Origin of the sequence: Nocardia brasiliensis NBRC 14402 (assembly GCF_000308475.2) — a bacterium.
Classification (GTDB): Bacteria; Actinomycetota; Actinomycetes; order Mycobacteriales; family Mycobacteriaceae; genus Nocardia; species Nocardia brasiliensis.
Genome location: NZ_BAFT02000060.1, coordinates 57,112 through 76,943, shown reverse-complemented (window position 1 = coordinate 76,943; position 19,832 = coordinate 57,112). Strand labels below are relative to the sequence as shown.

Here is a 19,832-nt window from a genome sequence, read left to right as displayed (position 1 = left end):
CCTGTGGCTGCCGGCGAAGGGCGCGGCCGTACTCCGAACGAGCACGTGTATCAGGGCGCCGCCTTCGACCGGGCGGCTAGCGTCTGTCGACCTCGATGAGCACGTGCTCAGACTATCAGTCGCGGGTCGGGCGCCCGAGCGATGCTTCCGGCGCGGCTGCGGAGGTAGAGGTGTGGCGGATGGTTGCATGTCGGCCATGGACCCAGCGGTGCGTGCCGACCGGGCACAGAAGACCTGGTTCTTTCCTTCGGCCTATACGATCCTCGCCGCTGTCGCGGTGCTGGTGTGGCTCGCGGCGTTCGTGATTCCGCCGGGGGCCTACGACACCGATGCGCTCGGCCGTCCGATCGCGGGGACCTATCACCGCGTCGACGATGCCAAGGGGTTCGGCGAACGGTTGCGGGAGCTGTTCCTCGCGCCGGTCAACGGTCTCTACGGCGTGCAGGACGACAGGTCGGGTCAGGTGGGTCCGGACCTGACCGGTCACCTCTACGGCGCGGCGGCGGTCTTCCTGTTCGTGCTGGCGGTCGGCGCGTTCATCACCGTCGCCTTCGCGACCGGCGCCCTCGACAGCGGGATCGGGCGACTGGCCCATCGGTTGCGTGACCGGTCCGCACTGCTGATCGTCGGCATCATGCTGGTCTTCGCGATCGCGGGCACGGTCGAGGGCTTCGCGGAGGAAACGCTCGGCTGCTACGCCCTGCTGGTGCCGTTGCTGCTGGCGCTCGGCTACGACCGGATGACGGCGGTGGGCACGATCATCTGCGGGGCCGGCGTCGGGATGCTGTGTTCGACGGTGAATCCGTTCGCCACCGGCACGGCGTCCGCGGCGGCCGGCGTGCCCCTCGGCGAGGGGATCGGGCTCCGGCTCGCGATGCTGGTGGTGCTCACCGCCGTCACCGTCGGTTACGTGCTCCGGTACGCGGAGCGGGTGAAACGTGACCCGGAAAAGTCTTGGTCCGGTTGGCAACCCGGCGACCGCGAGATATCGGCCGACGATCATCGCCCCGACCCGATGACCCGGCGTCAGCAGGTGGTGCTCTGGTTGGTGGCGGCGACCTTCGCGTTCATGATCTTCGCGATCATCCCGTGGGCGGAGGTGATCGACGGGCCCGGCGCCGCGCGCTACCGCTGGCAATTGGGTTGGTACTTCCCGGAACTCACCGCACTGTTCCTGCTGGGTGCGGTGGTGGTCGGACTGGTCGGCGGGCTGGGGGAGAACAGGTTGTCCGAGGCCGTCGGCAAGGGCTTCGGTGATTTCGTCGGCGCGGGTCTGGTGATCGTGCTGGCGCGCGGGGTGACCGTCATTATGAACAACACCGAAATCACCAGCACCGCACTGCATTCCCTGGAAGGGCTGGTAACCGGTACGTCCTCGGTGGCGTTCGCGGTCACGGTGTTTCTGGTGAACGTCCCGCTCGGCTTCCTGATCCCGTCCAGCTCCGGGCATGCCACGCTGGTCATGCCGATCATGGCGCCGCTCGCCGATTTCGCGAAGGTGCCACGCTCCCTTGTGGTCACGGCGTGGCAGTCGGCGTCGGGCTGGGCCAATCTGGTGACCCCGACGACGGCGGTGGTGACCGGTGGTCTCGCCCTGGCGAAGGTGCGTTACGACCGCTATGTGCGGTTCGTGGCCCCGCTGCTCGGGCTCCTGGGCGTGCTGATCTGTGGGTTCCTCGCGCTCGGCGCCGTGCTCCGGTAGTCGGCGGTCGTGGGCAGCAGCAGTGGGGTGGCGAGCAGCAGCACGCCGGAGATCGCGATCGCGGTGCGCGGGCTGGTGCAGGTGGCGAGCACGCCCCAGAGCACCATCAGGGTCGCCTGCAGCAATTTCGCGCAGGCATTCCAGGTGCTGAGCACGCGGGCCGCGTGGTCCCTGGAGGTACGTCGCAGGCGGGCGGTCGCGTAGACCGGATTGAAGACACCCATGCACGCGATCAGGAAGGCCTCGACGCCGATCACGGTGAGCAGTCCGGGAATTCCCGGCTGGACGAAGGCCAGGCCGAGCGGGAACACCGCCCGCGACCAGCCGGAGACGAGCATGACCCGGTGTCCGCCGTAGCGGAGCACGAGGCGGGCCGAAAGGCGCGCGCCGACGAAACCCCCGAGCGCCGGAACCCCGAAGGCGAGACCGTATTGCCAAGCCGGGAAATGGTATTCGCCGAGCAACAGGACCGACAGCAGTGGGACGCCCGCCATGATCAAGCCGCTGACCGAAATCGAGTTGAGGAACAAGCGCACAAGAACCCGGTCCCCGCGGATGCACCGCCAACCGTCGAGCAGGCCGGCTCCGGGTGGCGCGGCGGGCTCGGCGCGCGGCGTGGCGATATCGTCGCCGCGGATCCGGCGCACGGCGCACGCGGACAGCAGAAAGCTGACCGCGTCGGCGGTGATCGTGACGACCGGGCCGAACAGACCGATCAGCGCACCACCCAGCGGCGGCCCGACCGCGGTCGCCACCCAGCTCGTCCCTTCGAATCTGCCACTGGCGACGAGCAATTCATCGCTGCGCACCAGGTGCTTCAGATACGCCCCCGAGGCGGCGGCGAAGGCGAGGCCCGCGGTGCCGGAGACCACCGATACGACCAGCAGTTGTCCGTAGGTCAGCGCGCCGAGGACATACGCGACCGGCACACTGGCCAGCGCGCCGCACCGGATCAGGTCCATCGCGATCAGCACCGGCCGCTTGTTCCGGTGCTCGACCCACGGCCCGAGCCCGAACGCGACGATCGCCGCGACGGCGAGTCCGGCCGCCTCCAGCAGCGCTACGGCCAATGCCGAGGAGTCCAGCACCCGCATCGCGAGCAGCGGAAAAGCGCCGAACGCCAGACAGGTGCCGTAGGTGCTGACCGCGTAGGACGACCACAGCCAACCGAAATCGCGTCCCAATCGTGCGTGCATCTCACTCCCTCGACAACCGGCCCTCGGATCTGGGATCACAGCAGCCCGGGCAGCGGCAGATCAAACAACCGGCGCTTCGGCGAGCCACAACCGACAGTTGTGTACGCATAGGGTGGGTCCATGGACACCGAGGCGGTCCGATCGTTCGTCCGCGCGGCCGAACTGGGCCAACTGCAGCAGGCGGCAGCGGAACTGGGCGTGACGCAGCAGGCCGTGTCCAAGCGCATCGCCGCGCTGGAGCGCGCACTCGAGGTCCGGTTGTTCACCCGGACCGCGCGCGGCGTCGAGCTGACCCTCGACGGTCAGGCCTTCCTCCCGCACGCGCGCACCATCGTCACGAGCGTGGACCGGGCGGTGGCCGCGATCGAACCGGGGTCGCGCGCCCTGCGGATCGACGTGCTCGGCCTGCGCTCGGCGCAAGCCGTTGTCCTGCACGACTATTGGCGCGCACATCCCGAAATCGCCTTGGACGTGGTGACGCTCAAGGTGGACGACCCGCGGGTCGCGGTGGCCGCCGTGCGGGCGGGCGAGATCGATGCCACGTTCCGTTCGGTCACCGATCCCGCGGCCCTGCCGGACGACGTGCGGATGATCCACGCCTTCGATTCGCCGCTGGAACTACTTGCCGGACCGCGGCATCCGCTGGCCGCCGCACGCACGCTGACCCCGGCCCAGTTGCGTAAGCACCGTATCTGGGTGCCGGGCATCGCGGCGCGCAGCGAATGGGCGGACTTCTACGATCAGCTCGCCACGGATTTCGATCTGCGCATCGATGCCGCCGGGCCGAATTTCGGCAACGAGGTACTGCTCGACATTCTGGCGGATTCGGCGGACGTGGCGACCCTCGTCGGCGCGCGGGACCGCTACCTCTGGCCCGCGCACTACGACCTGCGCCGCATCCCGCTCGCGAATCCGGCCCTCGCCTACCCGCTGTCGCTCATCTTCGCCGCTGCGAATCCGCATCCGGGACTGCGCGGCGTCATCGACCACGTCGGCAGTCTGCCCCCGGTCCCCGCGGATGCCTGGCGCCCGACCTGGGCGGTGCGGTGACACGCGAACCGCACCGATGATTTCCGGCGCGCCACGGCGTCTACTCGGGGTAACACCACGAGCAGGAGGCGCAATGACCACGACCCAGGATCCGCAACCATCGGACATCCCGGACAGCCGGGATACCGCGCTCGACCGGCTCGAACCGCTGGTCGGCCGGTGGCAGGTGGAGGCATCGTTCGCGGCGGGGTTCTTCGGCCCGGGCACCCCGGCCGTCAAGGACCGCAGCGGTACGACGACGTTCGAATGGATGAAGACCAAGCAGTTTTTGGTCGAGCGCTCGGTCATCGACAATCCGATGGCGCCCGACGCGATCGTGATCATCGGCCTCGACCGGGACGGGTCGTTCGTCCGGCACCACTACGATTCGCGCGGTGTCAGCCGTACCTATCAGATGCGCCTGGAGGCCGGTGCCCTGCACATGTGGCGCATGGAACCCGGCTTCTCCCAACGCTATTCGGGCACCTTCAGCGTCGACGGGAAACAGATCACCGGTGCCTGGGAGAAATCGGCCGACGGTGTCGCGTGGGAGCACGACTTCGATCTCACGTACTTCCGGATCGACGACTGACCGGGAGAACAAGATACGAAAGAATAATTGCGCAAATTTCCTTTCGTATCTAGCCTGAGTGGCATGCCCGACGCTGCGCCGCCGACCATCACCGATCTCGATACGCTGAAGGTCTTCACGCATCCGTTGCGGATCGCGCTGTATCGCGCGCTGCACACCGCCGGCTCCGCGACCGCGTCGCAGCTGGCCGAGCAGGTGGACGAGGCGGTCTCGCTCGTCAGCTACCACCTGCGGAAGCTGGCGGCGCACGGATTCGTCGTGGCGGCACCGGAATTGGGGACCGACGGCCGCGAGCGCTGGTGGAAACCGGTGTCGGACAAGGGCTGGAGCTTCCGCAGCTCGGACTTTCTCGCCGATCCCGAGGGCGCGATGGTCGTCGGGCAGGTCACCCGGCAGCTGCTGGCCGACCGCAGCGAACGGTACCGCGCCTACCTCGATCAGCAGTCGGCGTGGCCGAAGGCCTGGACCGACGCGGCGTTCAGCGCCGAGTACACGCCGCGGCTGACCGCGGCCGAGCTGGCCGAGCTGGAGGCGGAGCTCACCGCTGTGGTCCGCCGCTGGCAGCAGCGCGGCGAGGCGGCGGTCGCGGCGGGTGAGGTCGAAGGTCGCGAGCACGTCGCGGTGCAGCTGTACGGATTTCCGTCCCGGCCGTGAGTACCGAAGCCGTTCGGCCGGACGCGCAGGTGCCGCCGGCGTATCGCGATGCGAATGTGCTGCGCTGGCTCGGCGCGTTCGTCTGTTCGCTGCTGGGGGACAGCGTGTACTTTCTCGCACTGTCCTGGGCGGCGATTCAGGTCGGCACGCCGGCGCAGGCCGGGCTGATCCTGGCGGTGGCGGCGGTGCCCAGGGTGCTGCTGATGCTCGGCGGGGGAGTGCTCGCCGACCGGTTCGGGCCGCGAAAGGTGTTGATCGGCAGCGATCTGACGCGCTGCCTGGTGATCCTGGGCGCGGCGGGTGTGTTGGCGTTGGCGACTCCCGGCGTCTGGCTGCTCGCCTTGGTCGCGCTGGTGTTCGGCGTGATCGATGCGCTGTTCCTGCCCGCGGTCGGCGCGCTGCCGCCGCGCATCACGAAGCCGGACCAGCTGGCTCGGGTGCAGGGCCTGCGCGGGCTGGCGTCCCGCGCCGCGCTGATCGGCGGCTCTCCGCTCGGCGGACTGGCGCTGGCGACCGGCGGTCCGTCGCTCGCTTTCACCACTGCCGCACTGTTGTTCGCGGTGTCGCTACCGCTGCTGATCGCCGTCCGGATCGCGCCGCTGCCGGACGACGGTGCGGTCGAGCAGCGCAGCACCGCGTGGGCGGATCTGGTCGAAGGCGTGCGCTACATTCGCCGCGACCCGGTGCTGGCACCGCTGGTCGTCGTCCTCGCCGTGGGCGAGCTCGGTTTCACCGGTCCGCTGAATATCGGCGTCACCCTGCTCGCCGCTGAACGGGGCTGGGGCGCAACAGGCCTCGGCTGGATCATCGGCGGATTCGGTGTGGGCGCGGCCGCCGCGTCGCTGTTGCTCGCGGTCGGCGGCCGGGTACCTCGGGCCGGACTCGTGCAGCCGGTGTGCCTGATGCTCGGTGCGATCGCGATCGGCGCGCTGGCCTACGCCGCGGCCCTGCCGGTCGCGGCGGGCATCGGCATCATCATCGGCCTCACCGCGGGACTCAGCGGTGCGCTGTGCGCGGCGCTCATTCAAACCACTGCTGTGCCAGCCTATCTCGGCCGGGTAACCGCAGCGGCCAGCCTGGTGACCCTCGGCCTCGCACCCCTCGTCTATCCGATAGTCGGCGCGGCCATCGCAGCCTGGGGCACCCGTCCGGTCTTCGTCGTCAGCGCCGCCGTAGTCGCCCTCGGCGCACTCCTCGGCTTCCGCGCCACCGCCCTCCGCCGCGCCGAATTACCGTGACCCGCAACGTGTTCTGCGGAAACGCGCGGAACGGCCGGTGACGACTTCGCTCCACTGCCGCGGAGTGGCCTTGCACGATTGCGGGTCGGCGCTCGTGTCCCACCTCGCATGGTTGTGCCGATCAGGCCGGCGGCCGATCGGTTTCCATGAGTTCGAGCAGGCGTTCCCGGACCGGGGTGGGCCGGGCGAAGAGGTAATCGTGGCCGCCGGGCCAGGTTTCGACCGTGCAGCTGCGGGTGGTGAGTTTCGACCAGGCCGTGAGCGCGCCCGCGGGCATGAGGTCGTGGTCGCCGAGCCACGCGGTGATGGGGCAGTCCAGCACCGGTTCGGTGGGGACGGGCAGTTCCGCGGACAACGCCAGATCCGCATACCAGCGCCGGGTCAGGCCCTCCTGGAACTCGGCGGGCAGCGCGTGCCAATCGGCCACTTCCAGACCGCTGAGCGCGGCGAGCTGGGCGAGGTCGATATCGTCGATCCGGCCGCTCGGGAACACCCGGGAGAAGCGGCTCTCGCTGGGATCCGGCCGGTACGAGCTGACGATCAACCGTCGCACCTCGCGGTGCGGGGCCAGCCAGGTCGCGATATGCGTGCCGATCAGGCTGCCCATGCTGTGGCCGAGCACGTGGTACGGCACCTCGGGCAGCGCGGCGAGCGCGTGCGTGAACTGCTCGCGAACCTCGTCGAGCGTCCACTCGGGCGGCTCCGCGTAGCGGTCTTCCCGCCCCGGCGGCTGCACCAGCAGCAAGTCGATCTGCGGTGGCAACCATTGTGTCCAAGTCCAATACGCGCCGGCGGCGCCCCCGGCCGGCGGCACGCACACCAGGCAGGCGGTGCCCTGCTGGGCATCGGACACCACATGCTGCAGCCAGGGCGACGGTTGCTTGATTGTTCGCTGACCCATTCGGGCTACCTCAGATCCTGCGGTTGGCCGGCAGCACGAACCGCCGGAAGACGAGTTCACGAAGCACGTCGTCGCCGGCTTCGACGATGGTCACCGCCCGGATATCGCGCAGGTACTTGGCGATGGGCAGTTCGGTGGTGTAGCCGAGGCCGCCGAACATCTCCGAGCCGACCGTGGCCACCTGCCAGCCGGTCTGGCCGCAGAACATCTTGGTGGTCAGGGCCGACCGCAGCGCGCCGCGCTGGAGGAACTCAGCGGCCGGGTCATCGGTCGCCATGATGGCGTCGTATTCGGTTGCCGCGGCCAGGCATTGGTTGCGCATGACGTCGATCTGCATTTCCATCTGCCCGAGTTTGCTTGCGAACACCGCGTTCTCGACGAGGGTGCGACCGCCCAGCGGTTTGGTCATCGCGTAATCCAGGCAGATATCCCGGATCCGCCTGGCGACGCCGAGCGCGATGGTCCCGATCAGGATCCGGCTCGAGTTCAAACCGACCTCGATGATCTTTAGTCCCGGCCCGTTCAGCACATTGCCGCTCGGCACGACGCAGTCAGTGAACGACACCTGGTAGGTGCCCGCCGACCGGAGACCGATCATGTCCCAGCGTTTGACCACCTGCGCTCCCGGTGTGTCCCGAGGCACGAGCACCGCGTGATAGGTCGCCCCTTTCTTGTCCCCGGCGGACCTGGCGAACACGACGAGGTAGTCGGCGAAGCCGGAATTGGTGGAGAACATCTTCTCGCCGTTGAGGACCACGTCGTCGCCGCGCCGGGTGAGTGTGGTGGCGAGATTGATCAGCTCGCTGCCCGCCGCCTGCTCGCTGCCCAGCGCGGCCGAGTAGCCGCCCTCGCGGGTCATCGCCGTGAGGAACCGCTCTTTGAGTTCCGGTGCGCCGTACAGCGAAACCATCGAGCTGCTGAGGATGGAGATCAGCAGGGTGAAGGCCGAGCCCGCGTCGGCGTAGGCGAGCTCGGAGACGAGGTCGATGCTGTCGGTGAGGCCGAGGCCGGCGCCACCGTATTCGGTGGGCAGCCACCAGTTCAGCAGACCCATCTTGTGCAGGGGTTCGTACAGCGCCAGGGGCGGTTCCGCGCCGGAATCGAACTCGGCGTCGTGGCCGAGCAACGTGGTCCGCGCGAACTCGCGGACGGCTTGCAACGCCGCTGCCGGCGACAGCGGCCGGTCGTCAGGATGCACCGATCAATCCTTTCCGGATACGGGTGGCGGAAACGCGCGACGGAATGTAAACGCTTCCTGCGTTGGGCCTTTCGCGTTCAGCAGGTCCAGCCTGGCCATGCTCTCGCCGACATCGGGCAGGCTGCCGACGGGCAGCCACCACAGCACCGACGGAGCACCGCGCGGCGGCTTGAACCATTTCCGGCGGATGCGCAGGGAACCGGCATGCTCGCCCCGATAGGTAAACTCCCGCAGCGTCGCCATGTCCTCCCACACCGAAATGTTCAGCATGTAGGGGTCTTCGGGGAGATCGAACAGCGACTCGAGCCGGAAGACGAAACCCGGTGCGGCGCGGGCCATCGCGTCGATCTTCAACGCGAGCTCGTGGAAGTCGGCGAGCGTCTCGGACTTCAGCGAGTCGACGGCGTAGAGGATGTTCGCCTGCGCTAGATGGTATTCACCGCTCATCGTGTCGAGGCCTCCTGTGCGGCGGGCAGGTGGCCCGTCTCGATGAAATAGTCGATGGTCGCGCCGAGCGCCGCGGCGCTCGCGGGCGGGCCGGATACGCCGACCGCCGTGAGCGCCGCCCGGGTCGCGGTGGACTCGAACGACGACCGGCCGTGGCCGGGCTGCTCGAAGGCGATCTCCGAGAAGGCTTGCAGCACCGGATGGGCGGCATTGTCGGGATCGCTGCCGATCATGTCCGCCCACAGACCCGCGGGGAGTTCGGCCAGCGGATACCCACGGGCGACGAGAGCGGCGACGATCGATGCGAACGGCACCGGTTCCGGGTTGGACAGGTGGAAGGTCGCACCGGCCGCTCCGCCGTCGCAGGCCAGGGCGGCAACGGCTTTCGCCGCGTAGTCGACCGGGATGAGGTCGGCGGTAAGTTCGGTCGCGGGCGCGACGCCCGCCTGGACGCAACCCTGCACGACGCGCCAGAGCAGGTCCGTCGGCGAGCACGCCCCGGTCTCCCGGTGGCCGAACACCCTGGGCAACCGGTAGACCGAGACAGGTAGCCCGCGGTCGCGTGCGCGCGAGACCATTTCCTCCGCGATCCATCGGGACCGCGCGTGCTCGCCCGTCAGTGCGTCCGACGGGCCGGTGGGTGCGTCCTCGGTCAGTGCGGGCGCTTCGGTGTCCTGCTGTCCGAAGACGGCGAACGTGGACAGGTGATGCACCGGGACCGTCCGGTGCCGGGCGGCCAGGCGCAGGGCGGCCGCCATCCCGTCCGCGGACTCGGATTCGTCCACGACTGCGGCGCAATGGAATACGCCGTCCACGGTGCGGGCCAGCGCGTCGAACGCCGCCTCGGTCAGGCCGAGATGGGGATCGGTGAGCGTGCCGGGCACCGCGATCAGGCGTTCGGCCAGCGCGTCGTCCCACAACCGGTAGCCGCGCATTGTGTCCTGCAGCCGGGCCAGGCCCGCCGGCGCGCTCGGCGACTCGACGAGGCAGTGCACGGTCGCCGAGGTCCGGTCGAGCAGTTCACGGACCAGGAAGCTGCCGACGAAACCGGTTGCGCCCGTGACGAAGAGGTGTGCGGCGGCGGCCAGGGTGACCGGGCCGGAGGTGGTGGCTGGCCCGATATCGTCGGGTAGCCGCACCTGGTCCGGTGCCGGCTCGTCGACTGCGGCGGACTCGTCGTCGCCGGTCAGGATCGTGGCGATCCGCGCGGCGAGGCCGGTCGGCGTCGGCGTCTGGAAGACCGCGTTCGCGGAGAGGTGCCCGGTCAATCCGAGCTGATGTACCAGCCGATTTCGCAGTTCGAGCGAGGCCAGCGAATCGAAACCCAGTGCCATCAGGGGCAGATCGGCGGCGACCTCGTCGGCCGAGGCCAGATTCGCGACCTCGGCGGCGTGCCGGGTGACGATCCGGACCAGTTCTGCTCGGCGTTGTGCCGCGGGCAAGCCGATCAGATGGTCACGCAGCCGCTCACGTTCGCGTGCGGTGTCATCCGCCTTGGGTGCGCTCGTGGCCTGGCGGAGCCGGGGCGCGGCCCGGACCATATCGCGCAGCATCGCCGGAATGAGCTGTGCGTCACCGGATCTGGTCAACTGGATGCGGCAGGGAATGGCGAGTGGCCGATCCGCGGCGCGGGCCGCGTCGAAGAGCGCGCAGCCGTCCGCGGCGTCCAGCGGCAGCAGTCCCCACCGGCCCAGGCGGGCGTGGTCCACCTCGGACAGGCCCTCGGTCATGCCCGCGTCGCTCGCCCACGGTCCCCACGCCAGCGAAATGCCCGGCAGTCCGTGCGCGCGGCGGTGCTGCACGAGCGCGTCCAGGAAGGCGTTGCCCGCCGCGTAATTGGCCTGCCCCGGCGTGCCGAGCACACCCGCCACCGAGGAGTAGGTCAGGAAGCCGGACAGCCCGAGATCCTCGGTCAGCAGATGCAGGTTCACCGCGCCGTCCACCTTGGCGCGCATGACGCGCTCGATCTGGGCATCGGTGAGCGTCTCGACGGTGCCGTCGTCGAGCACCCCGGCCGCGTGGATCACCGCACCGAGCGGCCGGTCGGCGGGCAGCGAACGCAGCAGGTCGGCGGTGGCCGCATAGTCGGCGATATCGCATGCCGCCACCCGGACCTCGGCGCCGAGTGCGTTCAGTTCGGCGACGAGTTCGGCTGCGCCGGGAGATGTTTCGCCGCGTCGACTGACCAGGAGCAGGTGCCGGACGTGATGCACGGTCACGAGGTGGCGCGCGAGCAGTCCGCCGAGTCCGCCGGTGCCGCCGGTGATCAGCACGGTCTGGGCCGGATCCGCCAAGGGTGGGGCGGTGGCTTCGGTGCGCAACGGGCCGATCCGCGGTGTGCTCAGATGACCGTCGCGAATCGCGATCTGCTCCTCCGCGGTGCGCAACGCCGGCGGCAGCGCCCGCGCGGAGGCGGGTTCGTCATCGAGATCCACCAGGACGAACCGGCCGGGGTATTCGGCCTGCGCGGTGCGGATCAAACCCCAGACCGCGGCGCTCGCGAGATCGGTGACGTCCTCGTCGGGCGTGGTTGCGACCGCACGATGGGTGACCACCGCGAGCCGTGCCGCCGGGTCGCCGGTGGCCGCGAGCCACGCCCGGATATCGGACAGCACCCGCCGCACGACGTCGAGCGCCGCGCGGGCCACGCCGTCGGCGGTGGTGGCGGGGGCGACGTCGAGCAGCACTGGACTCGAGGTCCCCGCGGCGGTGGCATCGGTACAGCGGCCGAATTCGACTCCGGCGTCGGCGAGTCGGTGGCCGAGGTCGTCGCCGAGCACCCACAGCTCGTCGCTGGTTCCGGTATCGGCGGGTGCGGCCAGCGAGGTCCAGCGGACGGTGGACAGCGCCTGGGTCGCACCCTGTAGCAGGGAACCGGCGGGCCGGAAGCTCAGCGTCGCGATCTGGCCGACGGCCGCACCCGCGTCGTCGGCGAGGTCGACACGGAACTCCGTGTCGCCCAGGGCAGTGATGCGAGCCCGGACCGCTGCCGCGCCGAGCGTGTACAGGCCGACCCCCGTCCAGGTGAACGGCAGGACCGCCGCGTGTGTGAGCGCGTTCCGGTCGGCCATGGCGGCGAGGCAGCCGTGCAGCACGGCGTCGGTCAAGGCGGGGTGCAGACCGTATTGCCCGGCGTCGGAAGCTATTTCGTTCGGCAGGCGCGATTCGAGGTAGTACTCGTCGCCGCGCCGCCACAACCGGTCCAAGCCGCGGAAGGCGGGCCCGTACGCCATACCCGCCTGTGCCGCACGGTCATAGACGGCGTCCACGTTCATCGGTGCGGCGTCGGTGGGCGGCCACTCGGCGAATCCGTCGGCCGGCGGCTCCCAGGTGGGGGACACCGTGCCGTGCGCGTGCCGGGTCCACGCGCCGAGGCCGCCGCGCCGGGAGTACAGGCTGACCCGCCGTCCGCCCGTGTCGTCCACCGCGCCGACGGTGAGCTGGACCTGGACCGTGTCGTCGCCGGGCAGCACCAGCGGAGCCTCGAGCACCAGCTCGTCCACCCATTCGGCGCCTACCTGTTCGCCCGCCCGCAACGCGAGTTCGACCATCGCGGTACCGGGCAGGATCGCCTCGCCGCCGACCGTGTGGTCCGCGAGCCAGGGTTGACTGTCCAGCGACAGGCTCGCGGTGAACAGGTGCCCCTCGGTGTCGGCGAGCTGCACGCCCGCGCCGATCAACGGGTGCGCCGGGCGTTCGAGCCCGGCCGCGGTGAGGTCGGCCGGTCCGGTGTGCGGCGCTTCGGTGAGCCAGTAGCGCTGGCGCTGGAAAGCATAAGTGGGCAGGGGGATTCGGCGTGGTCGAGTCGGTGCGAAATAGGCGTCCCAGTCGACATGCACGCCGTACGCGTGCGCCTGGGCGAGGGCGGCGGTCATGCGATCGAAACCACCGTCGTCGCGGCGCAGGGTGGCGACCACGGCCGCCTCGGCCCGGGTCGCCTCGATGGTGCTTTCGATACCGAAGGCGAGCACGGGGTGCGGGCTGATCTCGACGAAGACGTGATGTCCGGCAGTCAGCAGATGACGGGTGGCGCTTTCGAATTCGACCGGCCTGCGCAGGTTCTGCCACCAGTAGTTCGCGTCGAGTGCGGTGTGCTCGATCGGCGCGCCGGTCACCGTGGAGATCATCGGCACCGATCCGGCGCGCGGCCGCACTCGGGCGAGTGCGTCGAGCAGCTCGGCCTCGATCGGGTCCACGTGACTGCTGTGCGAGGCGTAGTCCGCGTTGATGGTCCGGGTGTGCACGCCCGCGGCCGCGCATTCGGCCTGTAGTTCCGCGATCGCGTCCGGTTCGCCGCAGACCACCGTGGACTCGGGCCCGTTCGCTGCGGCGACGGACAGCCGGGTGCCGAACCGCGCCATGCGTTCCCGTGCCGCGGCCGCACCGAGGCCGAGCGAGAGCATCGCGCCCGTTCCCGACAGCGGCAACACCGCTCGGCTACGTCGCGTCACGATGAGCGCGCCGTCGTCCAGGGACAGCGCGCCCGCCACGCAGGCCGCGGCGATCTCGCCCTGAGAATGTCCCACCACCGCAGCGGGTTCGACGCCGTAGGCCTGCCACACCCGGGCCAGTGCGACCATCACGGCCCACAGCACTGGCTGCACGACATCGACCCGATCGAGACTCGGTGCGCCCGCGGCATTGTCGAGGACGTCGTGCAACGACCACGGGACGTACCGGGCGAGCGCGTCAGCGCACTCGGCCAAGCTCTGTGCGAACACCGGCGACGACTTCAGCAGCGCCGCGGCCATTTCCGGCCACTGTCCGCCCTGTCCGGGGAACACGAAGACCGGACGCGGGTCCGGCCAGGCGGTCCCGCGCACCACTTGCGGCGCGGCCTCGTCGCGCGACAGCGCCGTGAGACCGGTCAGCAATTCGTCGCGGTCGGTGCCGACCACCACGGCTCGGTGGTCGAACCGAGAGCGGTTGAGCGCCAATGAGAATCCAACGTCCTCGGGACGTTCGGTCGCCGCCGCGGTGCGCAGAGCCGCGGCCTGCGCGGGCAGGGCCGCGGCACTTCGGGCGGTGACCACCCACGGCGTCACTTCGGCCGGTGGGCCACTGGACCCGGTGTCGGGTGTCGCCACCGGCGCTTCCTCGAGGATCACGTGCGCGTTCGTGCCGCTGATGCCGAACGAGGACACCCCGCACCGCCGTACCCGCTCGCCGCGCGGCCACGGCACCGCTTCGGCGAGTGGCCGCACACCCGCCTCCGCCCAGTCCACGTGCCGGGACGGTGTCGTGAAATGCACCAGCGCGGGCAATGTTTCGTGCCGCAGCGCCAGCACCATCTTGATCACTCCGGCCACGCCGGCGGCCGCCTGCGGATGACCGATGTTCGACTTCACGCTGCCGACCCACAGCGGCCGCTGCGCCGGGCGGCCCGCACCGTAGGCGGCGATGAGTGCCCCCGCTTCGATCGGGTCGCCGAGCGAGGTGCCCGTCCCGTGCGCCTCTACCGCGTCCACCTCGGCAGGCGAGAGGTCGCAGGCGTGCAGCGCGTCGCGGATGACCCGTTGCTGGGCGGGCCCGTTCGGTGCGGTGAGGCCGTTGCTGGCGCCGTCGGAGTTGATCGCCGAGCCGCGCAGCACCGCCAGTATCGCGTGCCCGTTGGCGTGCGCGTCGGATAGTCGCTCCAGCACGAGCATGCCGACGCCTTCACCCCAGCCGGCCCCGTCGGCGTTGTCGGAGAACGGCTTCGAGCGTCCGTCCGGGGCCAGCCCGCCCTGCCGGGACATCTCGGTGATCACCCGCGGGTGGCACATCACCGTCGCACCGCCGGCCAGCGCGAGCGAGCATTCGCCCCGGCGCAGCGAAGCGGCGGCCGCGTGCAGCGCGACCAGCGACGACGAGCACGCCGTGTCGATAGTGACGGCGGGGCCCTGTAAACCCAGCGTGTAGGCGATCCGGCCGGACGCGACGCTGCCGAGTTCGCCGGTGAGCAGATAGCCTTCGGCGTCGTTCGGCGGTGCCTGTAGCGGCACGCTGTAGTCCTGGTAGATCACCCCGGCGAAGACTCCGGTGCGACTGCCGACCAGGGTGGTCGGATCGATGGCGGCGCGTTCGAGGGATTCCCAAGCGCATTCGAGCAGCAGGCGCTGCTGCGGATTGATCGCGGCGGCCTCGCGCGGCGTGATTCCGAAGAACCCGGCGTCGAAAAGCGCCGCGTCGCGCAGGAATCCGCCCTCGCGCACGTAGGTTGTGCCGGGGTGCTCCGGATCGGGGTGGTAGAGGGTGTCGGTGTCCCAACCGCGGTCGGTGGGGAAGGGCGCGATCGCGTCACCGTCGGCGGCCAGCAGATCCCAGAGATCCTCGGGCGAGCTCACGCCGCCGGGAAAGCGGCACGCCATGCCGATGATCGCGATCGGCTCGCTGATCCGCGCTTTCAGCCGCTCGTTCTCCTTCAGCGACTCGCGCAGCGCCTCGACCAGTTCGTCAACCGATGTGTTCACCGTGCCTCCTTACCGAGCGCCAGCCGCACCAGCTCGGCGCCGTCCATATCGTCGAATCCGCGCGGACCGCGGGCGGTGGGCGCCTCGGCGGCGTCGCGGTCCGGGTTGTCGCTCGGGTCGCCGCCGAGTCCGGCGAGGTGGTCGGCGAGCGCACGCGGGGAGGGGTAGTCGTAGATGAGGGTGGTCGGCAGGCGTCGCCCCAGCGCGACGCTCAACCGGTTGCGCAACTCCACGCTGGTCATGGACTCGAAGCCGAGGGCCTTGAACGACAGGCCGGCGCTCACCTCGGCGGCGGTGTCCAGGCCGAGCACCGCGGCGATCTCGCGCGCCACCAGCTCCCGGATATCGCGCGGGGTGGTGGACGGCGCGGCGGGCTCCGGATCGGTGTCCGCTACCGGCGCAGCGTCGGCGGCCGGAGCTCCGGGTGCGTCGAGCCAATAGCGTTGGCGCTGGAACGCATAGGTGGGCAAGGGGATTCGGCGCGGTTGGACCGGCGCGAAATACGTGTGCCAGTCGACGGCGACGCCGTGGGCCTCGGCTTGGGCCAGGGACATGGTCAGACGGTCCAGTCCGCCGTCGTCGCGGCGCAGCGTCGCGAGCACCGCGGCGTCGGCTCCGGCGGCCTCGATGGTGCCTTCGAGGCCGAAGGCCAGGACCGGGTGCGGGCTGATCTCGATGAACACGTGGTGCCCCGCGTCGAGCAGACTGCGGGTGGCGGCCTCGAACTGGACCGGCCTGCGCAGGTTTTGCCACCAGTACCCGGCGTCGAGCGCATCGTGCCGGATCGGCGCGCCGGTGACCGTCGAATACAGGGGCACCGCTCCCGTGCGCGGCCGCACCGGCGCGAGTGTTTCGCGCAGTTCGCGCTCGACGGGGTCGACGTGGCTGCTGTGCGAGGCGTAGTCCGCGTTGATCGGCCGGGCGCGGATGTCGTCGCGTTCGCATTCGGCTTGCAATTGCGCGATCGCCGCGGGTTCACCGCACACCGCCACCGCTCCCGGACCGTTGATCGCGGCGATGTCGAGCCGAGTTCCCCAGCGTGCCATCCGCTTTCGCGCCGCCTCGGCCCCGAGCCCGAGCGAGAGCATCGCGCCGGTCCCGGACAGCGCCAGCACCACCTGACTGCGGCGCGCGACCACCCGGGCCCCGTCGTCGAGGGAGAGCGCACCCGCGACGCAGGCGGCGGCGATCTCGCCCTGCGAATGTCCCACCACCGCAGCGGGCTGCACACCGTAGCCCTGCCACACCCGCGCCAGGGCGACCATCACCGCCCACAGCACCGGCTGTACGACGTCGACGCGCTCGATGCTCGGCGCGCCCGCGACGCCGTCGAGGACATCCGAGAGCGACCACGGCAGATAGGGCCGCAGCGCCGCGGCGCAATCGGCCAAGTGCCCCGCGAACTCCGCTGACGATTTCGCCAGTGCGGTCGCCATTCCCGGCCACTGTCCGCCCTGTCCCGGAAAGACGAAGACCGGTCGCGGTTCGGACCACGCAGTGCCCCGCACCACCTGCGACGCGGGGACGCCGCGTACCACCGCTTCGAGGCCCGACACCAGCTCCGCTCGGTCGGTACCGACGATCACTGCCCGATGATCGAAGCGGGACCGCGTGACTGCCAGCGAGTACCCGACGTCCGCGGGCCGCTCGGGTTCCGCGGTCGCCAGCAGTCGCGCCGCCTGTGCGCGCAGGGCAGTCTCGCTGTGGGCCGAGATCACCCACGGCTGCACGTCCGCCGGTACGGCCTCGGCGGGGTCGGCCGCCTCGAATTCCGGTGCCTCCTCGACGATCACGTGCGCGTTGGTGCCGGCCACGCCGAACGAGGACACCCCGCAGCGTCGCGGGCGGTCACCGCGCAGCCACGGCTCGGTCTCGGCGAGCGGCAGCACCGCGGCCGCCGCCCAGTCCACCTCCGGCGACGGTGTGCCGAAATGCACCAGGCCGGGCAGCTTTTCGTGCTGCAGTGCCAGGACCGACTTGATCAGCCCGGCCACGCCCGCGGCGGCTTGGGCATGGCCGATATTGGATTTCACGCTGCCGACCCGCAACGGCCGGTCCCGTGCCCGATCGACACCGTAGGTCTCGACCAAGGCGGTGGCCTCGGCCCGGTCGCCGGCTCTGGTGCCGGAGCCGTGCGCCTCGACGGCATCCACGTCGGCGGCCGTCAGCCCGGCGTCGGCCAGCGCCCGCGTGATCAACCGTTGCTGGGCCGTGGCGCTCGGGGCGGTGAGACCGGTGCTCGCGCCGTCGGAATTGACCGCGGAGCCGCGGATCACCGCCAGCACCCGGTGCCCGTTCGCCCGGGCGTCCGACAGCCGCGTCAGCATGATCATGCCCGCTCCTTCGGACCAGACCGTGCCGTCCGCGTCGGCGGCGAACGGTTTCGCCCGGCCGTCCGGTGCGAGCCCCTGCTGCCTGGTGAATTCGGTGAAGAACCCCGGTGTCGGCATGACGGAGACGCCGCCCGCCAGCGCGCGTTCGCACGCACGGGCGCGAAGTGCTTGTACCGCAAGGTGAATCGCGACCAGTGAACCCGACGAAGCGGTGTCGATCGTGATCGCGGGACCGGTGACCCCGAGCGTGTAGGCGATCCGGCCGCTGAGCGCGGCGGCTATGTTCCCGGTCAGCATCAGCCCGGCCGCGCCCTCCGGCGCCAGGTGCATCGGCGGTCCGTACGCGGTGGACAGCTGCGCCGCGTACACGCCGGTATCGGTGTCGCGCAGCGAGTGCGGGTCGAGCATGGCGTGTTCGCAAGCCTCCCAAGCGACTTCGAGCAGGAGCCGCTGCTCGGGATGCATCGCGGTCGCCTCGCGGGGGGAGATGCCGAAGAACGCCGCGTCGAATGCGGCGGCATCGAGGAAGCCGCCGCGATGCACCGCACTGGCCCCGGCGCGCGCGGGGTCGGCACGGAGGCGGTCGAGATCCCAGCCGCGGTCGGCCGGGAAATCGGTGACGGCCGTCGCACCGGCGGACAGGAAATCCCAGAATGCTTGCGGCGAACTCGAATTGCCGGGATACCGGCAGGCCATACCGATGATGGCGATCGGTTCCGTTGCCGTTTCGTGTGTCGTGAACGCGGACATAATCCCCCTCGCCAAAGGCGGCCGCGGCGGCGGCCGTGAAGATCGCGGTGTCGAATTCGTCGAGTCGGTGCCGTTACGGCGTGATGATGACTTTCAGTCCGGTGCGGCGCTGCGCGTCGGCGAACGCGGCGGGTGCCTCGGTGAGCGGGACCCGCGACGAGACGAGCGGGTCGAGTGCTATGACACCGCGCGCCGCCAGATCGATCGCGCGCGGGTGAGTTTCGTTGCTGCGCCGGACCATTGCGATCGTCAGCTCTTTGCCGCGGGCCAGCGACGCCCGGAAGGTCGTGGTGTCCGAGCCGGGGATGCCGCCCAGCACCACCCGTCCACCCGGTCGCGTGGCGGCCATGGCGATGTGCACCGCGTCGTCGTTTCCGGCCATTTCGAAGGCGACATCGACGCCGTGCGCGGCGAAGTCGGGTGGGTCGGCGGCAGGGTAGGGATCGAGAATTTCGTCGGCGCCCCATTTCGCGGCGGCGTCTCGACGGTGCGGCAACGGCTCGACCGCGAGCACGCGGGATACCCCGGCGGCGCGTAGCACCTGGATCAGCAGCAGTCCGACCGGTCCGCAGCCCACGACCGCCGCGGTGCCGCCGAACGGTACCCGGCCGAGATCCAGCGCCCACAGGGCGACCGCCAGCGGCTCGAGCAGTGCGCCTGCTGCGTCGGATACGTTGTCCGGCAACGGATGTAAGCGATGTGACGGCCACGGCAGGGTCTCGCGGAGCATCCCGTCGGTTACCCCGTGACCGGCGAATCGCACGTGGTAGCAGAGATTTCGATACCCGTCCCGGCAGGCGCGGCAGGTCTCGCACGGGATCGCCGGATCGATCGCGACCCGTTCGCCGCGCCGCGGCCCGGTGGCGATCTCACCCGCGCCCTCGTGACCGGGTATCAACGGCTGCCCGAGTTTCGCGTCACCGATCGCGCCGTCTTCGTACCAGTGCAGATCCGATCCGCAGATGCCGACCGCGGTGACCCGAACCAGGGTCTCGCCCGTAGCCGCCGCCGGCGGTGGTTCGTTCCCCACCCGCAGGTCCGCGATTCCATGAAGTCTCGCTGTCCGCATTTTCCCGACTATAGGGGGGTATTCCGCGCGGTGTCCACGCTGCGAGGGAAATGACGGAACGGTAAAGAGGAGATGAAAACAGCAGGTAGGCAACAATATTCGAGCTGCTTCCGGTTTGTCGGAAGTCTGATTTGTCACTTCTGTTCGGAAAGAATGTGTCACCTCCGATCGGCCCTCGGGACAATTCGGACATTCCTGACTTCGGTTGCTCGATTCGGGCTCGCAAAGGGTAAGTGCATCAAGTATTTTGAGCCTCGGACAATGCGAGCGA

The 19,832-nt window shown here is 70.1% G+C and carries 12 protein-coding genes; 5 read left to right on the top strand and 7 right to left on the bottom strand.

What is annotated here, in order from left to right; all coding sequences use genetic code 11:
- The first annotated feature begins 196 nt into the window (after window positions 1–196).
- Window positions 197–1,702, top strand: coding sequence for a YfcC family protein (locus TY25_RS19675; protein WP_081868969.1), 1,506 nt, complete (start codon window positions 197–199; stop codon window positions 1,700–1,702).
- Here the strand turns inward: TY25_RS19675 and TY25_RS19670 are convergent.
- Complete coding sequence (locus tag TY25_RS19670; RefSeq protein ID WP_042258244.1) at window positions 1,618–2,898, bottom strand: MFS transporter; 1,281 nt, start codon at window positions 2,896–2,898, stop codon at window positions 1,618–1,620. The two genes, TY25_RS19675 and TY25_RS19670, sit on opposite strands and share 85 nt — an antisense overlap.
- A gap of 120 nt (window positions 2,899–3,018) precedes the next feature.
- On the opposite strand from TY25_RS19670, the gene TY25_RS19665 reads away from it, so the two are divergent.
- The 4 genes from TY25_RS19665 (at window position 3,019) to TY25_RS19650 (ending at window position 6,411) form a co-directional block, all read left to right on the top strand.
- Window positions 3,019–3,948 carry a LysR family transcriptional regulator gene (locus TY25_RS19665; RefSeq protein WP_042258243.1) on the top strand — a complete coding sequence of 310 codons (930 nt, stop codon included), beginning with the start codon at window positions 3,019–3,021 and terminating at the stop codon, window positions 3,946–3,948.
- A 73-nt stretch (window positions 3,949–4,021) separates the two neighbouring features.
- Window positions 4,022–4,519 (top strand): hypothetical protein, encoded by a 498-nt coding sequence (locus tag TY25_RS19660; RefSeq protein WP_042258242.1) that lies wholly within the window; start codon window positions 4,022–4,024, stop codon window positions 4,517–4,519.
- Window positions 4,520–4,582: 63 nt separating this feature from the next.
- The gene (locus TY25_RS19655; protein WP_042258241.1) at window positions 4,583–5,173 is read left to right on the top strand and encodes an ArsR/SmtB family transcription factor; all 591 of its coding nucleotides are present in this window, start codon (window positions 4,583–4,585) and stop codon (window positions 5,171–5,173) included.
- Entirely contained in the window at window positions 5,170–6,411 is a 1,242-nt protein-coding gene (locus tag TY25_RS19650) for an MFS transporter (RefSeq protein ID WP_042258240.1), read from the top strand. Before TY25_RS19655 ends, TY25_RS19650 begins: the two co-directional genes overlap by 4 nt.
- A gap of 121 nt (window positions 6,412–6,532) precedes the next feature.
- Here the strand turns inward: TY25_RS19650 and TY25_RS19645 are convergent, their stop codons facing one another.
- The 6 genes from TY25_RS19645 to TY25_RS19620 form a co-directional block, all read right to left on the bottom strand.
- A complete protein-coding gene (locus TY25_RS19645; RefSeq protein ID WP_042258238.1) occupies window positions 6,533–7,312 on the bottom strand; it encodes a thioesterase II family protein in 780 nt (259 codons plus the stop codon).
- Between the two features lie 10 nt (window positions 7,313–7,322).
- Window positions 7,323–8,510: an acyl-CoA dehydrogenase family protein gene (locus TY25_RS19640; RefSeq protein WP_081868968.1), complete on the bottom strand. Its 1,188-nt coding sequence runs from the start codon at window positions 8,508–8,510 to the stop codon at window positions 7,323–7,325.
- 3 nt (window positions 8,511–8,513) lie between these two features.
- Complete coding sequence (locus TY25_RS19635) at window positions 8,514–8,957, bottom strand: DUF3291 domain-containing protein (protein ID WP_042258236.1); 444 nt, start codon at window positions 8,955–8,957, stop codon at window positions 8,514–8,516.
- Window positions 8,954–15,409, bottom strand: coding sequence for a type I polyketide synthase (locus tag TY25_RS19630; RefSeq protein WP_042258235.1), 6,456 nt, complete (start codon window positions 15,407–15,409; stop codon window positions 8,954–8,956). Before TY25_RS19630 ends, TY25_RS19635 begins: the two co-directional genes overlap by 4 nt.
- Window positions 15,406–18,492: a type I polyketide synthase gene (locus tag TY25_RS19625; protein WP_042258234.1), complete on the bottom strand. Its 3,087-nt coding sequence runs from the start codon at window positions 18,490–18,492 to the stop codon at window positions 15,406–15,408. Before TY25_RS19625 ends, TY25_RS19630 begins: the two co-directional genes overlap by 4 nt.
- Before the next feature lie 73 nt (window positions 18,493–18,565).
- Window positions 18,566–19,522, bottom strand: a complete 957-nt coding sequence (locus tag TY25_RS19620; RefSeq protein WP_201773683.1) for a zinc-dependent alcohol dehydrogenase — start codon at window positions 19,520–19,522, stop codon at window positions 18,566–18,568.
- Window positions 19,523–19,832 lie beyond the last annotated feature (310 nt).